Below are 19,377 nucleotides of genomic sequence, written 5' to 3'. Positions count from 1 at the left end.
GATATAAAAGAGTTTATTATTCAGCTATTTGAAAGCTATGAAAGTATCGCATTGGTATTGAGTATCTTGTTGAACCTACTCATTAGCATTGCTGGTGTTTTGCCAAGCGTATTTCTAACAGCAGCTAATTTAACTGTCTTTGGTTTTTGGGAAGGAATGATTATTTCGTTTATTGGAGAATCCGTTGGAGCAGTTGTTTCGTTTTGGTTGTATCGAAAAGGCTTTCGAAAATTAACTGCTCATAAAAGTTTGTCTACTCCTAAAATTCAACGACTTTTACATGCAAAAGGAAAGGAAGCTTTTCTACTTATTCTTTCTTTGAGACTATTACCTTTTGTCCCTTCAGGCCTTGTTACATTTATTGCGGCCATTGGAAAAACTTCTTTAGGGATTTTTATTTTAGCAAGCTCAATTGGGAAGCTTCCTTCAATTCTTATTGAAGGCTATTCTGTTTATCAAGTCATGAACTGGACAAGTACTGGGAAGGTATTGATTTCTTTCATAGGCTGCGTACTTATCATACTTGTAGTTCGAAAACTTTATGCAAGGTCTGCCATATGAAAGGAATGTTATAGGATATGATTAATCAAGTAGTAAAGAAGATCATTGAATTATTACCGCAAAATACGATTTCGCGTGGGGTAGGAGTTTTTGGACGTTCTTCTATTAGTAGGCGTATTATTAAACCATATAGTAAAATTTATAGGATTAATTTAGATGAAATGGATCAACCTCTAGACTCTTATCCTAATTTCACGGCATTTTTTACGCGAACGTTGAAAGCAGAAGCCCGACAAGTAGCAGCTAATCCGTATACGCTTGCTAGTCCGGTAGATGGAAAGGTAGCGGAATATGGTGACATTAAAGAAGGAACGCTTATTCAAGCAAAAGGCATCGACTATCGAGTAGAGCAGCTGCTTGGGTGTACGAAAGAAGAAGCTGAAAAGTTTGACGGTGGAACCTTTTTAACGATTTACTTAAGTCCTAGCGATTATCATCGAATTCATATGCCACTTGCCGGAGAAGTGACAAAAGCAACATATATACCAGGTCGATTGTTCCCAGTTAATCGTATTGGTGTTGAACATGTTCCTGGGCTATTCACAAAAAATGAACGACTTGTCACATATATAGATACCAAAGCTGGGCAGGTGGCACTTGTGAAAGTAGGTGCTTTTATTGTTGGAAGTGTCCAAGTACCATATGGAAATCATACGACCAATGTAAAGTATGGAAAATATTATACAACATCTGTTAGTAATGCCTTTTATGAAAAAGGTGAAGAGGTAGGACTGTTTGAATTTGGTTCGACGGTAGTTCTTTTATTTGAAAAAGATAAAGTAAAGTTAGCAAAAACGTTGCAGAATGGAACGAAATTAAAATACGGGGAAGCAATTGGAACCTATGATTCAGGAGATTTGGTATAAAAACCAAATCTTCTTTTTTATGTTTAAATTACATAATATTTCTAAATATAGAAACACTAAAAGTATAACTATTTAGAACCGAGGTGGATTTGATGCTGATTAAACGTCATTCAAAAAAGAAAAAGCAAAAAAGTGAGCCAAAACAAGATCCAGCATCCATCAACATTCCACTAAAAACAACAATTGAAGAAAATAAAAAGTATCTTCAAGAGTACTTGGATTACACGAATGATTTAGGTGAGCGTTGGCTTACGTTTAACGGTAAAAAAGCGCTATTAATGTATTTTGTGCCGCTTATGGATTCGGTAAAACTAAACGAACATGTTATTAAACCAATGCTACTAGAGAAAAAAGGAGACCCAAAAGAGGTTATTCAGATTGGTTCTGTGAACGAATCACAAGATCTACATGAAGTGATTACGTTGCTTTGTCGAGGTGGGGCCATTTTATTTCTTGAAGACGTTTCAACCTTATATATAATTGATGCTACGCTTCCTGCATCTAGGGAAGTTAGTCAAGCAATTGATGAAAAAGTTGTGCGCGGTTCTCACGAAGGGTTTGTTGAAAATCTAGATAAAAACATAAACTTAATGCGCCAGCGCTTTTTAGATGGAAGCTTAATCGTTAAATACCTTGAAGTCGGTACGATTTCGCGTACGAGAGTAGCTGTTTTATACCTTAAAGGAATTTCAAATCCAGAATACTATGAAGAAGTATTTCGACGATTAGAATCAATTGACGTGGATGCGGTGGAAAGCGGGAGTATTATTGAAGAAGCTCTTGAAAATTCACCGTTTTCACCTTTTCCACAGCTGCTTAATACAGAAAGACCAGATCGAGTGATGGGGAATCTATTGGAAGGGCGAATTGCGATTATGACAGCTGGAAACTCATCCACGATTGTTGCGCCTTCCTGCTTTTTTACGTTCTATCAATCGCCAGAAGATTATAATACCCGCTCTTTGTACGGATCTTTCTTTCGCTTGTTGAGGATTTTTAGTTTTTTTGTTGCAATCAGTCTACCAGCGTTATATATTGCTACGATTTCATTCCACTATGAGCTTATCCCTGTTGATTTAATTTTAACGGTGAAAAGCTCTGTTGATAACGTGCCTTTTCCGCCGATAGCCGAAGCGTTTATTATGGTTCTTATTTTAGAGCTTCTAAAAGAAGCAGCAATTCGATTGCCATCGTCCATTGCGCAAACAATTGGCGTAGTGGGAGGGTTAGTTATCGGGACAGCGATTGTAGAAGCAAATCTTGTTTCCAATATAATGATTATTGTTATCGCCCTTACGGCTATTGCTTCGTTTGTGGTACCAACAAATGAAATGAGTACGACGTTACGTATTCTAAGTTTTCCAATGATGGTAGGAGCAGCATTATTCGGTTATTTAGGCATTATCTTTGTGCTGACCCTTATTATTATGCATCTGGTAACACTAGAATCTGTAGGGAAACCTTATTTAATACCAATTGCTCCATTGCGTGTGGCAGATTTAAAGGATGTCTTTGTTCGGGTCAATCAAATGTATATGAATGATCGTCCGGTAGGTCCAAAGCCTCTAAAGCGCAGAAGACAGCGAGCATTAAGGGATTGGCAAAAAAATGAGTGAAGCTAAAAAAATTACTTCAACACAATTATTTTTTATTATCCTTCAGACACAGATTGGTATTGGAATTTTATCACTTCCCTATAACTTATTTAAAATCGCTGAAACAGATGGATGGTTATCGCTCATTATTAGCGGAGCTATTGTACAAGTTATTACTCTTATTCACTGGGGTCTCACGTACCGCTTACCGGGTGAAACTGTATATAGTATGGGAAATACGTTGCTAGGCACTTTTTTGGGGAAGGTATTAAACATAGGCTACATAGGATATTATATTGTCATTTCAAGCGTTATCATGGTTTTATATGTAAATGTTTTACAAAGGTGGGTTTACCATATTACTCCTGCTTATATATTGGTATTGTTATTAGCTATTATCGCTCTTTATTTTGCAAAAGAAAATATTGTAAACATTGCACGCTTCTATGTAATGGTGTCAGTTTTATTAATTGTAATTATCCTCCTCGTGGCAAGTGCATTTAAGTATGCTGATATCCGGTATATCTTTCCTATTGGAGAAGCTGGAATTCAAAAAATTATGCTCGGTGCAAAAGAAGGCACCATTTCCATGCTTGGATTTGAAGCAGTCTTAATTTTAGCACCGTTTGTAAGAGCCCAGAGTAAAACTACCACGTTAAAAATGGTGGTGTTTAGCAACTTTGCAGCAACCATGATTTATGTCTATGTCACATTAGCTTGCTTATTATTTTTTAGTCCAGATGAAATGCCGCTTGTACCAGAACCTGTTTTATATATTTTAAAAGCAACTCAAAACTCTGTCATTGAACGAATCGACTTAGTATTTTTAGCGTTCTGGATTATTTCAGTTATTACGTCTTTAATTATGTATGTTTATATTGCGAGTGTCGGTATGAAGACGTGTTTTAAAAAGAAAACGCATAGACCCTTTGTCCCTATCATTGTATTTTGTGCTGCTATCTTATCGATTTACTATTCAAAGAGTGATGATTTAACAGCTGTCTTGTCAAAAATAACCAATTACTTGGTGTATATCTTTATTTTTATCATTCCAACTTTGCTTTTTATTCTTTCATTATTTAAAAAGAGGAAGAGGACAACATGAAGAAACAGTGGAAAATGTGGGTGTTACTTAGCAGTACGCTAGCTTTATTAACTGGATGTTGGGATCAAAAGATGCTTAAGGATACGATCTTTATGTCTGCAGCGTCGTATCAGATAGCGCCGGATGGAAGAATTGATGGAGCAATAGCGGTACATTCCTATATTTCAAACCAAGAAGCGCCTGTTAGTAAAATATATCACGCAACGGCTAGTTCGCCTCGAAGCGGTCGAGTTCAGCTAAACGAACAGCTTTCTGGAACGTTAATGACGGCTAAAAATCGTGTGTTTTTAATTGAGGACGATTTAGCAAAAAAAGGGATCATCCAGCTAAGTGATGTATTGTACCGAACACCTGAAAGCCCTCTTATCGCTCGATATGTAATAATCGACGGAAAACCAAACGAAATTATTAATATGAAGCAAGTGGGGGAAGAGCTGATTGGAGAATATTTATCTGGCGTTATTTTAACGGCTGAAAAGCAATCACTCGTACCAGTAGAGACTCTTCAAACGATTTGTACATTGTTATTTGATGAAGGAAAAGGATTAGCTCTACCTTATGCAAAATTTAATAAGGAAAACATGTCTGTAGAAATAAAGGGAATTGCGTTATTTAATGGGGAAAAATTTTCGGGAATAACGTTAAAAGATGAGGAAGCAAAAGCATTATTATTACTATCAAATAAAAAAAACAAATATATGACGATGACAGATAAGGTAAAGATGAATGGAAAAGAATATATTGTTTCTTATGACGTGGCAAAAGCAAAATCAAAACTGAAGATAAAAGTACGTTCTAATCACCAGTTAGAAGTAAAAGTCCCTGTTTCACTAAAAGTTAGTATTACTGAGTTTACGTATGGAGAAGTTGGATCAGATGATCTTATTAAAAAAATTGAAAATACGATTAACAAAAATGTTCAAAATAAAGCTGAGAAAGTTGTCGAAAAGCTTCAAAAAGCAAACTGTGATTTCTTAGAGGTAGGAAGAGAACTAATGGCTTACCACCCCGATGTATGGAAAGAATTAGAATGGAAAAAAGATTATGCTCAAATCGATATTAAACCAGACGTAACTGTTGAAGTGATTCATCGAGGAATCATTAATTAATTAATTACAAGAGGTTGAGACATAAGTGCTTCAAACAATGATATACCCCAACTATCACGAGTTAACTGCTTTTGATAGCTTGGGTATTTTTTTGTTGGTTCAAAAACAAATTCAAAAAACTAGCGTAAGGGAACGAACTTGTGCTTACAATCTAGCTATTATAACAAAGTAATGATTCGCCTTTGAGAAGGAATCATTTCATTGTGTCCCAGTCTCTTTTATTTTTAAAGTTTGGTATCCAGAAAAAGAGGTAACGTGATAGGATAAGGTAAGCTGAATGTTTCATAAATACATAGCATGTACAATATGATAGAAGTAAAAGCAGACGGTAAGGACAGAGAAGGTGTGGAAAAACATGACGGATAATACAAAGAAAAAAGTAAAACAAGGATTGCTTTTCTTGTTTATTATATATGGTGTGACACTTATTTACGTCACGCTCATTAAAGAAAACGAGCAAGTATATGGGCAAGCCATGAACTTAAGCTTATTTAGTACAATTAAGCTCATGTGGGCCAGTGGAAATCTTGAGCTAGCATTCGTGAACGTAATAGGGAATATTGTAATGTTTGCTCCAATTGGAATGTTTATACCGCTTTTTATGAAATCATTTGACGGATTTATTCAAGTGGTTGTCACAGGGTTCTTAATCAGTTTCACTGTTGAGATTTTACAATATGAGTTAACAGAGCGAGTTTTTGATATTGATGATATTCTGCTAAATTCAATTGGAACACTGGTCGGATGGATTTTAGTTAAGCTGCTCTTTTTCTTCAAAAGACTTATTTTAAAACGATAGACACCGAGATAAGTAGTTGCTTACCTCGGTGCTTTTTATTAAGAATAAAGTTTAGATCCTTTTTCAATAAATTCCTGTGATTTTTCTTTCATGCCTTGTTTAGCGAAATCAACGAGCTGTTTTTCATCCGCTAGTTGTCTAATATCATGAGAAATTCTCATTGAACAGAACTTAGGTCCACACATGGAACAAAAGTGAGCGGTTTTAGCACCTTCTGCTGGTAATGTTTCATCATGGTATTCTCGAGCTCGGTCAGGATCTAACGATAAATTAAATTGGTCATGCCATCTAAACTCAAATCGAGCTTTTGAAAGTGCGTTATCACGAATTTGGGCACCTGGGTGACCTTTTGCAAGATCAGCAGCATGAGCAGCAATTTTATAGGTAATTACACCTTCGCGAACATCTTCTTTATTCGGGAGGCCTAAATGTTCTTTTGGGGTTACATAACAAAGCATTGCTGTACCAAACCACCCAATCATTGCAGCTCCAATACCAGACGTAATGTGGTCATAGCCCGGTGCTATATCAGTTGTTAGTGGTCCCAGGGTATAGAATGGTGCTTCGTGGCAAACTTCCATTTGTCGGTCAACGTTCTCTTTAATCAGATGCATTGGCACATGTCCAGGACCCTCAATCATTACTTGAACATCATGCTTCCACGCCACTGTTGTTAATTCACCAAGCGTATCAAGCTCTGCAAACTGTGCTTCATCATTGGCATCAGCAATTGAACCAGGGCGCAGTCCGTCTCCCAATGAGATGGAGATATCGTATTGCTTACAAATTTCGCAAATCTCTTCAAAGTGCGTATACAAAAAGTTTTCTTGGTGATGTGCTAAACACCATTGAGCTAAAATAGATCCGCCGCGTGAGACAATACCTGTTGTTCGCGTAGCAGTAAGTGGAATATAGCGCAATAGTACGCCCGCATGAATCGTAAAGTAATCAACACCTTGTTCGGCTTGTTCGATAAGCGTATCACGATAAACATCCCAAGATAGGTCTTCTGCTATCCCATTAACTTTCTCTAAAGCTTGATAAATAGGGACAGTGCCAACAGGAACGGGTGAATTTCGAATAATCCATTCACGTGTCTTATGAATGTCTTTACCAGTTGAAAGATCCATAATTGTATCTGCTCCCCACCTTGTAGCCCACGTCATCTTTTCAACTTCATCTTCAATTGATGAATGAACAGCAGAGTTTCCGATATTTGCATTAATTTTCACGTGAAACTTTGTTCCAATAATCATTGGTTCAACTTCTGGGTGGTTAATATTGCAGGGAATAATTGCACGCCCTGCTGCAACTTCTTCACGAATCGTTTCTGCACTCATTTGCTCACGAATTGCGATAAATTCCATTTCAGGAGTGATAATTCCTTTTTTTGCATAATGCATTTGGGTGACGTTTCTGTCATCCTTTGCTTTTTGTGGTGAATAATTAATAAGGGGAAAGCTTTTCGTTTCGTTCCGTTGATCGCCTTCTTTATAGCCGTTATCTCTTGCTTGAACGGTACGGCCAGCATAGGAAAAAGTATCGTTTCGTTCTGCAATCCATGGTTTGCGTAAAGGTGGCAGTCCTTTTTCTAAATCTACACTATAGGCTGGATCGGTGTATACGCCGCTTGTATCGTAAACGCGAACGGGGGTGTTTTGCTCTTCACCGCGGTCGTTTATAGTGGGGGAAAGGTGGATTTCGCGCATCGGTACTTGAATATCACTTCGAGTCCCTTGCACGTATACTTTTTTACTGTTTGGAAACGGCTGTTGCATTGAAATGATTACTTGTTCTTTAGACATACTTATTCCTCCATTATGCTAGTAGATTTTGAGAAAATAAGCTATACCGAACAAAAAAATCGGGCTCTATGTAAGAGCCCGATGGAATAGACAAAAAAGAAAACAGCATAAAACACCGTTCTTTCAAGACTACTTCCCTACGTTGGTATAACCCAAATCAGGTTCAAAGGGTTAAAGAGCACAATAACTCTTCTCTCAGTCTGTGTAATCAGACACCCCTAGTAGAAAATCATTTAATTGACGACTTCATTCTACCATCATTAGGAAAAAATGCAAGCGGTTATTTATCTTTTTGCTGCTTCAAATGCAATAACAATAGCGGTAATAATATGCATAACCATTCCCACAACTGGGATTACGCCGACAAATGATGTCACCATACCCAAAATATTTCCGTAAGCTGAACGACCTTCTTTATGAGATAAAAATAGAGCAATTGCATGTAGGAAAAAAGCAAATACTAAAGGTCCCCATGAAAAGCTTATGATGAATGCACCACCAATTAGAGGAATACCTAAAAATGCTTCATACCCAGCCGTTAGCCATTTCATAACACGTACATTTCCGCTCATGTATAAGAGCCTCCTATTAAGTAATGTAGTAGTATATACGAACGAATTAGCTAGAAGTTTCATTTTATAGACTGACTATTAATGGGAAAAAATATAATTGATAAAATATTTAAATTTTTGTATACAAATCTGAAAAGTTTTGTTAGAATATTTTTATTCAATTAAAACACCTTATAAATTCGTTGAAGAGAACGAGTAGGTTATGAAAACTGTTCCCCAGAGAGCTAACGTTTGCTGAAAGTTAGCGTACAGTTCCTAGCTGAAAATCATCTCTGAGAAAATATGCTGAAGCTTTATAGTAAGTATATTCGGGCGTCCACCGTTAGAAGGAACACGTATGAACACGTACGTTGGCGAGTGCTGCTGTTTTTAGCAGAACGAGGGTGGTAACGCGAGAATTATATCTCGTCCCTTTTTAGGGACGGGATTTTTTTGTGTATAAAAAGGAGTGATTCGAGTGGAAAGTGATATTGACATTAGACAGAAAAATCAGCAGTACAAACAATCTAGGAGGAATTCACATGAATGCTTTATCAAGAAAAGATACACTGTTTATTAGTTTAATGCTATTCTCATTATTTTTTGGAGCAGGAAACTTAATTTTCCCTCCATTTTTAGGACAGTCTGCTGGAAGTGAATTGTGGCCAGCTGTTACAGGCTTCATTTTATCGGCTGTGGGGCTACCAATCCTGGGTGTCATTGCTGTAGCAAAATCAAATGGTCTTCAATCATTAGCAAACCGAGTCCACCCAGTTTTTGCGGTTGTATTTACGGTCATGATTTACTTAGCAATTGGCCCTTTTTTAGGAATTCCACGAGCAGGAAGCTTAGCATTTGAAATGGGTGTACAGCCTTTTTTACCTGAAGGAGTAAATGTAAAAGTCGCTCTATTTGGCTATACGTTTTGCTATTTTGCGCTTGGGTATTGGTTAGCCTTAAAGCCTTCAAAGCTTGTTGATCGCTTTGGGAAAGTATTAACACCTGTTTTATTAGTTCTTATTTCACTGATTTTTATTCGTGCCCTTTCTTATCCTTTTGAACCAGCTGGTCACCCTGCAGGTAACTATGCGACAAAAGCATTTGCTACTGGATTTACCAATGGTTATGCGACAATGGATACAATTGCTGCGTTAAACTTTGGAATTGTCATTGCAATGGCTTTGAAGCAAAAAGGAATGACTGATACCAAAAGTATTATGTCGTCATCCATTCGTGCTGGGGTAATTGCAGGAACATTACTAGCTATTATTTATCTGATGTTCGCATATTTAGGATCTGTTAGTCATGCCGATGCAGCAAATGGAGCAGGAACGTTAACGAACATTGTCTTTACGCTGTTTGGTCCGTTTGGAGCTGTTTTATTAGGAATTGTTTTTACGTTAGCTTGTTTAACAACTTCCGTTGGACTTTTAACATCATGTAGTCAATATTTTGAGCAATTAATACCGAAAGTGTCGTATAAGGTTTGGGTTAGTACAATTGCTTTATTTAGTTTACTTGTTGCAAACTTAGGATTAACTATGATTCTAAAGCTTTCAGTTCCAGTTTTAACAGCTATTTATCCTGTTGCTATTATGCTAATTGTCTTATCGTTAACAAATTCTCTATTTAAAGGGAAACAAGGTATTTATGCTTTATCTGTTTTATTTGTTGGAGCGGCAAGCATAACAGACGCTTGTTTACAGTCAGGGTTAAACTTAGGTGCTTGGGGAGAATTTGTAAGAAGTTTTCCGTTTTATAACACAGGCTTTGGTTGGTTAATACCAGCGCTTGTTGGAACAATGGGTGGTTATCTACTTAGCTTCTATAGTCTAAGGAATAAACTAGTTCGTTCGCAGGAAGCTAAATCATATAGTAAATAAAATCATCAATAGAAAAAGCCCAATTGGGGCTTTTTTTTGTTCTTTAAATAAAGATTGTATTTTTATCAGCAAACAATTATGATAAAGAGCGAATATTTACGTTTGCTATGAAGATGAAAAAATTATGTAATCTTGAAAGGTAGAGTAAAAATGTGGGAAATTATTGTTGCAATTATTTTGGGAATTGTAGAGGGGTTAACTGAATTCGCTCCTGTATCATCGACCGGACACATGATTATTGTAGATGACTTATGGTTGAACTCAAAAGAATTGTTTTCACCAGAAGTTGCCAATACGTTTAAAATTGTTATTCAATTAGGTTCAATTTTAGCTGTCGTTGTTTTATTCAGAGAGCGTTTTATTAATTTACTTGGACTAAATCGTAAAAGCGAGCAATATGCACAGATAACAAATCGTTTAAAGCTTTCTCAAGTTATCGTTGGTTTGCTTCCAGCTGCTGTACTAGGTTTTTTATTTGAAGATTTTATTGATGAGTATTTATTTTCATTAAAAACTGTATTAGTAAGCTTAATTGCAGGAGCCATCTTAATGATTATTGCGGACCGCTTTGCTTCAAGAATTCCAAAAACTGAAACAGTAGATCAAATGACTTATCGTCAAGCAATTGGTGTTGGATTATTTCAATGTATCGCTCTATGGCCAGGGTTTTCACGCTCTGGTGCTACGATTTCAGGTGGGGTACTTTTGGGTATGAGCCACCGAGCAGCTTCTGACTTTACTTTTATTATGGCTGTTCCTATTATGGCAGGAGCTAGTGGGTTATCATTAATCAAAAATTGGCAGTATTTCACAATTGATGCATTGCCTTTTTTCATTGCTGGTTTTATTAGTGCTTTCATCGTAGCACTTGTTTCAATTCGCTTTTTCTTAAAATTAATTAATCGAATAAAATTGGTACCTTTTGCTATTTATCGTATTGTATTAGCAGTTGCTATTTATCTTGTATTCTTTTAAGTATCATGAGAAGAGGCTATGATACCAAAGAGTATGACAAATCCGAGGCATTGAGAGTTAACTCTCAATGCCTCGGATTTTTTGTTAATCAGGAAAATAAGTTTAAAAAAGTAGTGGCACCAACATGTCCTTTCAACGTAACTTATTTAGAATAGTCATGATTCTCCCTTGAGAAGGAATTATTTCGTAATGTCCTAGCTCTTGTTTATATTTTGGTATTTATATAGTTAAAAAGTTTTGAGTCATAAAAATAAATTGACAAGCTTTCGAAAAACAGATAAATTATTCTTATTGAATAAAACATTAATTCTGTATAATATTTTAGAAAAATAATTTAATAAGAAGCTTAATCTAAATTAGAGCGGGGGAACCACAAATTTGGTATATCATATGCCTTGGGGTGAATCTTTCCTAAGTGAAAGTAGGGTACTCTCAAACCCGAATCCGACAGTTAACCTCGTCTGCTTATTGAGAGAAAGAACATCGTCTTTTTGTTGACCATTCTTTCTTTAAGAATGGTCTTTTTTTGTAGTTTTCAGAAAAATACAATCGCTTTACAACAGAGAGGAGAGCATATATGAAAAAATTGCGGTTTGGCATGGCAACACAAATTTTTGTTGGTTTAATTTTAGGTATTTTAGTTGGTGTTATTTGGTTTAATGATCCAAGAGTAGCAACGTATTTACAACCTCTGGGCGACTTATTCTTACGCCTGATTAAAATGATTGTTATTCCAATTGTTATCTCAAGCTTAATTGTTGGTATTGCAGGCGCTGGTAACGGCAAGCAAGTAGGTCGATTAGGCGCTAAGACTATCATCTACTTTGAAGTCATCACAACGTTTGCAATCATTATAGGCGTTTTATTGGCTAATGCTTTTCAACCAGGTGTAGGAGTTGATATTGAATCTGCACAAAAGACTGATATTAACCAGTACGTAGAGACAAGTGAAGAACAAAGTGAGAAATCTGTTGCAGAAACGTTCCTTCATATTGTTCCTACGAACTTCTTCCAATCACTAGTAGAAGGTGACATGTTAGCAATTATTTTCTTCTCCGTGCTGTTTGGATTAGGAGTGGCAGCAATAGGAGAACGTGGAAAGCCGGTTTTAAATTTCTTTGATGGTGTTTCACATGCGATGTTCCATGTTGTTAATATGGTGATGAAAGTTGCTCCTATCGGGGTCTTTGCTCTGATTGGTGTAACTGTTTCTAAGTTTGGTTTAGAATCATTAATGTCTCTAGCGAAACTTGTTATTCTAGTTCACGCTGGTTTACTATTCTTCTTAATTGTGGTTTTAGGAGCGGTTGCGAAATGGGCTGGCGTAAATATCTTTACATTAATGCGTTATTTAAAAGATGAATTACTGTTAGCATATAGTACATCAAGTTCAGAAACGGTATTACCTCGTATTATGGGCAAATTAGAAAAAATGGGATGTCCAAAAGCTATTGTATCGTTTGTCATCCCAATTGGTTATACGTTTAACTTAGATGGATCTGTGCTGTATCAAGCAATTGCCGCTATTTTCTTGGCACAGGTTTATGGAATTGACTTAACAATTGTGGAACAGCTAACGCTAATCTTAGTGCTTATGGTTACTTCAAAAGGGATGGCAGCCGTTCCAGGAACATCATTTGTTGTATTATTAGCAACGTTAGGTACGATTGGAATTCCGGCAGAAGGTCTGGCATTCATTGCTGGTGTGGATCGAATTATGGATATGGCTCGTACCGTTGTAAACTTAATGGGTAACACAATTGCAGGAATTGTTATGTCTAAGTCTGAAGGCAAGTACAACCCTATAAAAGCTAATGAAGTGATGAAAGAGGCGAAAGCGGCTAAAGTAGCTAGCTAATGCAGCTTGTAATCTCGTAATAATGCTTAATGCATAAGGCTACTTACTGGTTCTATTTTTATGAACAGGTAAGTAGCTTTTTTGATAATTTTTTGATTAGTTCTTTATTAATAAAGAAATTAAACCTATAATTATAATATGTAACAACAGGTATGTTTTTAAATAAACAAGCTGAGCCTGCTCTAGTATAGGGCATGTGAGTGAATTTAGGAAGAAAGCGTGGGAGGCATTTACATATGTGGAAGAAGCGCATAGCAATTATTGTATCAATTATTGCAGCTTGTTTTTTAATTCCTTATAGCTTACCAATTGTCTTTGCTTTGTTAACGGCAATTGTTCTAGAAGGCCTTATTCAAAAGTTGCAGCACTCTTTGAAGTTTAATCGAATCTATGCTGTATTAGTAGCGTTTTTATTATATGTTGTATCCATAACATTGATTGGTTTCTTTATTATTCGTACAATTGTAACGCAAGTAGTAGCTCTCTCAAAAGTCACGCCTTCTTTTGTAAAAGAGCTTTACGAAACGACAATTTATCCTAATATTATTAAGTGGAAATATTATTCAAATGCTCTTCCTACAGAAGTCATTTCATCTATTGAAAATGCAATTGAAAGCACTATTAATTCGTTGGATACACTATTAAAGGGAACCGTTGAGTTAATTATTAGCTTTGCTGCAACAGTTCCAGGCTTCTTGTTGGAATTTCTAATTTATTTAGTTGCTTTAGTGTTCATTAGTTTAGAGTTACCAAATATTAAAGAGAAAATAAAATCGTTCTTAACAGATGAAACGAAATATAAAACAAAAATTGTTATTACGCAGCTGATGCAAGCTGGTGTTGGATTTATTAAAGCTCAGATTGTATTGAGTCTTTTAACATTTGTGATGGCTTATGTTGGGCTATGGTTATTAAATGTACCATACACAGCTTTATTGAGCCTGTTAATTGTTATTGTTGATATTCTACCAATCTTAGGAACAGGTTCTGTTCTAGTCCCATGGGGAATATTTGCTTTAACTCAAGGTCAAGATTCACTGGCAATCGGCCTATTTATTTTATTTGGAGTCATTACGGTTGTTCGACGAGTTGTAGAGCCGAAAGTATTCTCAACAAATATGGGGATTTCTCCTTTAGCTGCGTTAATCAGCTTATATATAGGATTTAAACTATTAGGGTTTATTGGACTATTCCTAGGTCCAGCTCTTGTCATCTTATATGATGCGCTTCGGAAAGTTGGAGTCATCCAAATTAACTTTAAAATTTAGGCACTAGCTATCTAGTGTCTATTTTTATTGAAACTTTTTAGAGAAGAAATCGTAAATTACTTAGATTGACAGCATTCGTTCTTTTTTTACTTTTCAATTACAGGGGATTAATATACAATTATGACTTGTGAAGCTTTAAAATATCATGTTTTGTCATAGAGTAATCAGTTAACTGAGGAGGAAGTCGTTTGTTAGAAACAGTTGTTTTGTCATTAGTAGAAGCGCTTAAGCAGCTTTCATATTTCGGGGTTATCTTAGCGCTAACGTTTGAGTTTGTCCCAGCAGAGCTTGTTTTGCCACTTGTGGGATATTGGGTATATCAAGGTGATATGAACCTTTATTTAGCTATTTTAGCAGGAACAATTGGAGGAGTGTTTGGACCATTAACGCTTTACGCTCTTGGTCGCTATGGCGGACGTCCTCTTGTTTTAAAATATGGAAAGTACTTTCTAGTGAAAGAGAAGGAAATCGATGCAGCTGATCGGTTCTTTGATAAATATGGAGCAGGAGTAGCTTTCTTTGGACGCTTTATTCCTGGCGTACGTACAGCTATCTCGCTTCCTTGTGGAATGGCAAAAATGAACGTTTGGCAGTTCTCAATTTATACGTTTGTAGCGATGCTGCCAATTACGGCTCTTTATGTGTATCTTGGTTATAAGTTAGGTCCAAAATGGGAAGATGTTGGACCGATTGTTTCTCAATATATGCAACCGATTGGAATTGGTCTGTTAATTATCATCGTTGTGTTTTTTATATTTAAATATGTGAAAAAGAAGCAAAAGGCATAAGAAGAACGAAAGCGTCCAGTACATTATTTGTCTGGGCGCTTTATATAGAAAGGGGAATGTGTGTGGAGACACGGGAACAGCTAGCAAAGGAGCTAAAAAAGATTGAAAAGTGGGAAAAAGGTCAAAAAGGCTTGTTTTTTTGGGAGAAGCTGCTTCGCTTACCCTTTGCGGCTCTTGATAAAGTAACGCCTAAATTTATTCATGCAAAAATAGAAAAGCTCCTTGATGAAGTTGCTAAATACATTGATAATGGTGGACAATATTTAGCAAATACGTCCGCTACGTTAGAAAAGGCATCTAAGCGCTTAGAAGAAAAAGAGTTAACATTAACAGACATTCAGCAGCTATCTATTCAAGAGATGGATGAATTAGCAAATGCTTTTGTAGAAACACGTCAAAAAAATGCTCAAATCCAAGGCGCCACAACAGGCATCGGTGGTATTTTCACTTTGGCTATTGATGTTCCATTTGTCTTAGGTTTAACACTTAAAACTCTGCAAGAGGTTGCTGTTGCTTATGGTTATGATCCAACAAAGCAAGAAGAACGCGTCTTTATGGTAAAGTGTATGCAATTCTCATCTTCTGATATTGTTGGTAAACAAGCAATTTTAGAAGAATTGGCAGAAGGTAAACGCGCACAAAGCTTATCGCAGCTTCAAGGTTGGAGAGAGGTATTTACAACTTATCGAGACAACTGGGGATGGAAAAAGCTTTTTCAAATGATTCCTATAGCAGGTATGATTTTCGGTGCTTATGTGAATAAGCAGGCGATTGGAGACATTGGAGAAATAGGGACTATGCTTTATCGTAAACGCCGCATCTTAGAACGATTAGAGCAAGAAAAGAATTTACAAGAGTCATAATAAGACATTTCCTGCGAAATAACATTATTTCTAGGGAAATATGTCGACAAAGAAGCACCCTTGCTTTATAGAAAGGATGCTTCTTTGTTTATACAATACCGAAGAATGTGTAAAGTGCAATGATTACAAAAACTGCTAACGTCTTAATAATTGTAATAGCGAAAATATCTCGATACGCTTGACGATGCGTTAAGCCAGTTACTGCAAGAAGCGTAATAACAGCACCGTTATGTGGAAGTGTATCCATACCACCTGATGCCATTGAAATAACGCGGTGCATTACTTCAGGTGGTATATTGAATTGATTGATTGCTGCTAAGTATTTTTCAGACATAGCGCTTAAAGCAATGCCCATTCCTCCTGATGCAGATCCTGTTATACCAGCCAATGTTGTTGTTGTTACAGCACCGTTAACAAGTGGGTTTGTAAATGTCTCGGAAATTCCTTTACTAATAACACCGAACCCTGGAAGAGCAGCAATAACGCCTCCAAAACCATATTCAGCACCTGTGTTCATGGAAGCTAACAACGCGCCGCTGATACTTGTATTAAGACCTGCTTGAAAGTTTACTTTTACTTTTTTCCAATCATATAGCAGTGTTGCAATAATTCCTACTACTAGAGCCATTTGAACCGACCAAATAGCAAGTACAGATGAAAGCTCAACTTTTCCAAAGGATTCAAGACCAATGGCAGCAAAATCAAAACCATTTGGATACCAAACAGGCAGAGCCATTGTAAATACTTTATTCATAACTCCTACTAGAATTAGAGGTACAAACGCTAGGATTTGACGAGACATGGTTGGTTTTTCATTTTTCGTACTTGTTTCTTCTTCTCCTATTGTTATATCATTTTCTAACTTCTCAGCCGCAGCCGCGGTTTCGTGGCCAAAGCCATAATAACCTTCACCAGCAGCTTCTGCTTTTTTACGGCGACCTTCTAAATATTTTAGCCCAACAAAAAAAACAAAGATAGCGCCAATGATACCTAGCATTGGTGCAGCATAAATATCTGTTTTAAAGAAAGTAGTTGGAATAACGTTTTGAATTTGTGGAGTACCTGGCAAAGCATCCATTGTAAAAGTGAAAGCACCTAATGCAATCGTTCCTGGAATAAGTCTTTTAGGAATGTTTGCTTCGCGAAATAGATTAGCTGCAAATGGATAAATAGCAAACACAACAACAAATAAGCTAACTCCACTATAGGTTAAAATTGCTCCCATAATGACAATGGCTAAAATTGCTCGTTTTGCACCAACAACTTGTACAATTGTTTTAGCAATGGTTTCAGCCAATCCTGACATTTCAACGACTTTACCAAAAATCGCACCTAATAAGAAAACTGGAAAATACAGCTTAATAAACCCTACCATTTTTTCCATGAAAATATTTGAGAAAAAAGGCAACACGTAACTTGGCTCAGTTAGTACAACAGCAAAAAGTGCACAGATTGGCGCAAATAGAATAACTGAAAATCCACGATATGCGACAAACATTAAAAGACTAAGTGATAAAAGGATAATAACTAGTTCCATTTCAAATCCCCCCTATAGCGTTCTTTACTTTATCGAACCAATATAATCCTCCTTTTTACACAAAAAATGTAAGCGTTTACTTAAATGAATATAATTGCAAGATTCGTGCCAACTTCTAAAAATTAGACAAAGATAAACAAAATCGGGATTCTTGAATAGAAATATGGAGAAATGTAATTGGCATTTCCGTAAAAACGGAATAAAAAAGAGTGTTACTTCCAAAATTCCGGAAAAATCCGTTTTTCCGGAATAAAAGCAATTGCATAAGGAGAGTTTGGTATAATAGGTAATAGAAGTGTGTACATAGGAGGAAAGATGGTGGCTCATAAAAATCGAATTCCTGATAAATGGTTTGAAGAGATTTTAAATGTAGCAACAGAATGGATTGTTGTAGTAAATGTTCAGGGGGAAATCCTTTATATAAATAAAGCTTACTGTGAGTTTTTACATACGACAGTTGAACAAGCAATTGGAAGCTCTGTTCAAGAAGTAATTGAAAACTCGAGAATGCATATTGTTACTCAAACAGGTCAATCAGAAGTAGCTAGCATTCATTTTATTAGAGGGAATGAAATGATTGCAAACAGATATCCTTTATATGTAGACAATGAATTGGTTGGAGCTGTAGGAACGGTAATGTTTCGGAATGCTAAAGATTGGCTAGCTTATTCTGAAAAAGTACAGCCTCTATTAGAAGAACTTAATTATTATAAGAAAAAGCTTGAACACGAGTCAGAGAGTAAATATAGTTTTCAAGATCTTATCGGAGATAATAAACAATTTCTTTTTGCTAAACAATTAGCCGAGCGAGTAGCCAACAGTAAGTCAGTGGTACTACTATTAGGAGAATCTGGGACTGGAAAAGAGTTATTTGCTCACGCGATTCATCAAGCGAGCTCCAGGTGCTTTTTTCCATTTGTTCGAGTAAATTGTGCATCCATTCCAGAGCAGCTCTTAGAATCTGAACTATTTGGATATGAAGAAGGTGCATTTACAGGTGCGCGTAGAGGAGGAAAAAAAGGAAAATTTGAGTTGGCTCATAGAGGTACGCTTTTTTTAGATGAAGTAGGTGATATGCCCCTACAAATGCAAAGTAAGCTGCTGCGTGTTGTGCAAGAAAAAGAGCTTGAAAGAGTTGGCGGACAAAAAACCATTGATATTGATGTACGAATTATTGCCGCTACCCATCGTAACTTAGAAGAAATGGTCGAAAAGGGTGAGTTTCGAGAAGATTTATATTATCGCTTAAATGTTATTAAAGTAGATATCCCACCTCTTCGTGAGCGAAAAGAAGATCTATCTCAAATTGCTTACGTACTGTTAAAAAAGCTAGAACAGCATTTTCATCGCCATAATCTTGAATTATCAAATGAGGTGTTAAAGCAATTACAAAAACATTCGTGGCCTGGCAATATACGCGAGTTAGAAAATGTTTTGGAAAGAGCTGTTAATATCTTAGATGGTCAAACGATTCTCTTATCTCACTTACCTTTATATCTTCAAGATCTAGAAGGACACAACCAAGATATAAAACACGAAATCAATAGCTTGGTGACAGTAGAAAACGCTAATGTGCAACCATTAAAAGATGTGGTGGCGCGAGCGGAAAAAGAAGCAATAGAGAAAGCTTTAAAAAGTACGGATGGAAATAAACAGCAAGCGGCTAAGCTTTTAGAAATTGGTAAAACAAGCTTTTACGATAAATGTAAGCGATATGGAATTGATTAAAAGCATGATGCGCATAAGTATCATGCTTGTTTTGTTTAAAGCAAAAAAGTACTTTTATTTCGTTAGTTATTTACCATTGAGGGAAA

At 36.3% G+C, this 19,377-nt stretch carries 16 protein-coding genes, 2 riboswitches and 1 other annotated feature; of the genes, 13 read left to right on the top strand and 3 right to left on the bottom strand.

Annotated features, from left to right (window positions below):
- The first annotated feature begins 3 nt into the window (after positions 1-3).
- The 6 genes from EPL02_RS19835 to EPL02_RS19810 all read left to right on the top strand — a co-directional run bounded on the left by EPL02_RS19835 (position 4) and on the right by EPL02_RS19810 (position 6,035).
- On the top strand, positions 4-561 hold the full coding sequence (locus EPL02_RS19835) for a TVP38/TMEM64 family protein (RefSeq protein WP_131888564.1): 558 nt from the start codon (positions 4-6) through the stop codon (positions 559-561).
- A 17-nt stretch (positions 562-578) separates the two neighbouring features.
- The gene (gene asd, locus EPL02_RS19830; RefSeq protein WP_131888558.1) at positions 579-1,427 is read left to right on the top strand and encodes an archaetidylserine decarboxylase; all 849 of its coding nucleotides are present in this window, start codon (positions 579-581) and stop codon (positions 1,425-1,427) included.
- A gap of 92 nt (positions 1,428-1,519) precedes the next feature.
- Complete coding sequence (locus EPL02_RS19825; RefSeq protein ID WP_094912632.1) at positions 1,520-3,043, top strand: spore germination protein; 1,524 nt, start codon at positions 1,520-1,522, stop codon at positions 3,041-3,043.
- Positions 3,036-4,127, top strand: coding sequence for a GerAB/ArcD/ProY family transporter (locus tag EPL02_RS19820; protein ID WP_131888557.1), 1,092 nt, complete (start codon positions 3,036-3,038; stop codon positions 4,125-4,127). Before EPL02_RS19825 ends, EPL02_RS19820 begins: the two co-directional genes overlap by 8 nt.
- A complete protein-coding gene (locus EPL02_RS19815; protein ID WP_131888556.1) occupies positions 4,124-5,236 on the top strand; it encodes a Ger(x)C family spore germination protein in 1,113 nt (370 codons plus the stop codon). Before EPL02_RS19820 ends, EPL02_RS19815 begins: the two co-directional genes overlap by 4 nt.
- A 355-nt stretch (positions 5,237-5,591) precedes the next feature.
- Entirely contained in the window at positions 5,592-6,035 is a 444-nt protein-coding gene (locus EPL02_RS19810) for a VanZ family protein (RefSeq protein ID WP_025908466.1), read from the top strand.
- Between the two features lie 38 nt (positions 6,036-6,073).
- On the opposite strand, the gene thiC is transcribed toward EPL02_RS19810, so the two are convergent.
- The gene (thiC, locus tag EPL02_RS19805; protein ID WP_131888555.1) at positions 6,074-7,840 is read right to left on the bottom strand and encodes a phosphomethylpyrimidine synthase ThiC; all 1,767 of its coding nucleotides are present in this window, start codon (positions 7,838-7,840) and stop codon (positions 6,074-6,076) included.
- Positions 7,841-7,957: 117 nt separating this feature from the next.
- A riboswitch (TPP riboswitch) is annotated at positions 7,958-8,070 on the bottom strand.
- A 54-nt stretch (positions 8,071-8,124) separates the two neighbouring features.
- Entirely contained in the window at positions 8,125-8,412 is a 288-nt protein-coding gene (locus tag EPL02_RS19800; RefSeq protein WP_025908468.1) for a hypothetical protein, read from the bottom strand.
- Between the two features lie 173 nt (positions 8,413-8,585).
- Positions 8,586-8,828: a binding site (T-box leader), on the top strand.
- A gap of 105 nt (positions 8,829-8,933) precedes the next feature.
- Between EPL02_RS19800 and brnQ the strand changes: the two genes are divergently transcribed.
- From brnQ to EPL02_RS19770, 6 genes are all read left to right on the top strand, one after another.
- On the top strand, positions 8,934-10,274 hold the full coding sequence (gene brnQ, locus EPL02_RS19795; RefSeq protein WP_131888554.1) for a branched-chain amino acid transport system II carrier protein: 1,341 nt from the start codon (positions 8,934-8,936) through the stop codon (positions 10,272-10,274).
- A 150-nt stretch (positions 10,275-10,424) separates the two neighbouring features.
- Entirely contained in the window at positions 10,425-11,249 is an 825-nt protein-coding gene (locus tag EPL02_RS19790; protein WP_094912638.1) for an undecaprenyl-diphosphate phosphatase, read from the top strand.
- A 333-nt stretch (positions 11,250-11,582) separates the two neighbouring features.
- Positions 11,583-11,729: riboswitch (cyclic di-AMP (ydaO/yuaA leader) on the top strand.
- A 97-nt stretch (positions 11,730-11,826) separates the two neighbouring features.
- Entirely contained in the window at positions 11,827-13,107 is a 1,281-nt protein-coding gene (locus EPL02_RS19785; protein WP_131888553.1) for a glutamate/proton symporter GltT, read from the top strand.
- A gap of 236 nt (positions 13,108-13,343) precedes the next feature.
- Entirely contained in the window at positions 13,344-14,375 is a 1,032-nt protein-coding gene (ytvI, locus tag EPL02_RS19780; RefSeq protein WP_094912640.1) for a sporulation integral membrane protein YtvI, read from the top strand.
- A 188-nt stretch (positions 14,376-14,563) separates the two neighbouring features.
- Positions 14,564-15,163: a DedA family protein gene (locus EPL02_RS19775; RefSeq protein ID WP_094912641.1), complete on the top strand. Its 600-nt coding sequence runs from the start codon at positions 14,564-14,566 to the stop codon at positions 15,161-15,163.
- Positions 15,164-15,225: 62 nt separating this feature from the next.
- Positions 15,226-16,026: an EcsC family protein gene (locus EPL02_RS19770; protein ID WP_131888552.1), complete on the top strand. Its 801-nt coding sequence runs from the start codon at positions 15,226-15,228 to the stop codon at positions 16,024-16,026.
- An 88-nt stretch (positions 16,027-16,114) separates the two neighbouring features.
- Here EPL02_RS19770 and EPL02_RS19765 read toward each other — a convergent pair whose 3' ends face one another.
- Positions 16,115-17,563 (bottom strand): GntP family permease, encoded by a 1,449-nt coding sequence (locus tag EPL02_RS19765; protein WP_131888551.1) that lies wholly within the window; start codon positions 17,561-17,563, stop codon positions 16,115-16,117.
- Positions 17,564-17,878: 315 nt separating this feature from the next.
- On the opposite strand from EPL02_RS19765, the gene EPL02_RS19760 reads away from it, so the two are divergent.
- Complete coding sequence (locus EPL02_RS19760; protein ID WP_131888550.1) at positions 17,879-19,291, top strand: sigma-54 interaction domain-containing protein; 1,413 nt, start codon at positions 17,879-17,881, stop codon at positions 19,289-19,291.
- Positions 19,292-19,377 lie beyond the last annotated feature (86 nt).

This window comes from Bacillus sp. CBEL-1, assembly GCF_004348885.1.
Taxonomy (GTDB): domain Bacteria; phylum Bacillota; class Bacilli; order Bacillales; family Bacillaceae_H; genus Priestia; species Priestia aryabhattai_A.
Note: the sequence above shows the minus strand (reverse complement) of the source record. Positions and strands in the feature narration are given on the sequence as shown.

Excerpts from the sequence above, each read along its gene's own strand:
- asd (WP_131888558.1), top strand. The coding sequence starts at position 579 with ATGATTAATCAAGTAGTAAAGAAGATCATTGAATTATTACCGCAAAAT.
- EPL02_RS19825 (WP_094912632.1), top strand. The coding sequence starts at position 1,520 with ATGCTGATTAAACGTCATTCAAAAAAGAAAAAGCAAAAAAGTGAGCCA.
- EPL02_RS19820 (WP_131888557.1), top strand. The coding sequence starts at position 3,036 with ATGAGTGAAGCTAAAAAAATTACTTCAACACAATTATTTTTTATTATC.
- EPL02_RS19815 (WP_131888556.1), top strand. The coding sequence starts at position 4,124 with ATGAAGAAACAGTGGAAAATGTGGGTGTTACTTAGCAGTACGCTAGCT.
- EPL02_RS19810 (WP_025908466.1), top strand. The coding sequence starts at position 5,592 with ATGACGGATAATACAAAGAAAAAAGTAAAACAAGGATTGCTTTTCTTG.
- thiC (WP_131888555.1), bottom strand. The coding sequence starts at position 7,840 with ATGTCTAAAGAACAAGTAATCATTTCAATGCAACAGCCGTTTCCAAAC.
- EPL02_RS19800 (WP_025908468.1), bottom strand. The coding sequence starts at position 8,412 with ATGAGCGGAAATGTACGTGTTATGAAATGGCTAACGGCTGGGTATGAA.
- brnQ (WP_131888554.1), top strand. The coding sequence starts at position 8,934 with ATGAATGCTTTATCAAGAAAAGATACACTGTTTATTAGTTTAATGCTA.
- EPL02_RS19790 (WP_094912638.1), top strand. The coding sequence starts at position 10,425 with ATGTGGGAAATTATTGTTGCAATTATTTTGGGAATTGTAGAGGGGTTA.
- EPL02_RS19785 (WP_131888553.1), top strand. The coding sequence starts at position 11,827 with ATGAAAAAATTGCGGTTTGGCATGGCAACACAAATTTTTGTTGGTTTA.
- ytvI (WP_094912640.1), top strand. The coding sequence starts at position 13,344 with ATGTGGAAGAAGCGCATAGCAATTATTGTATCAATTATTGCAGCTTGT.
- EPL02_RS19765 (WP_131888551.1), bottom strand. The coding sequence starts at position 17,563 with ATGGAACTAGTTATTATCCTTTTATCACTTAGTCTTTTAATGTTTGTC.
- EPL02_RS19760 (WP_131888550.1), top strand. The coding sequence starts at position 17,879 with ATGGTGGCTCATAAAAATCGAATTCCTGATAAATGGTTTGAAGAGATT.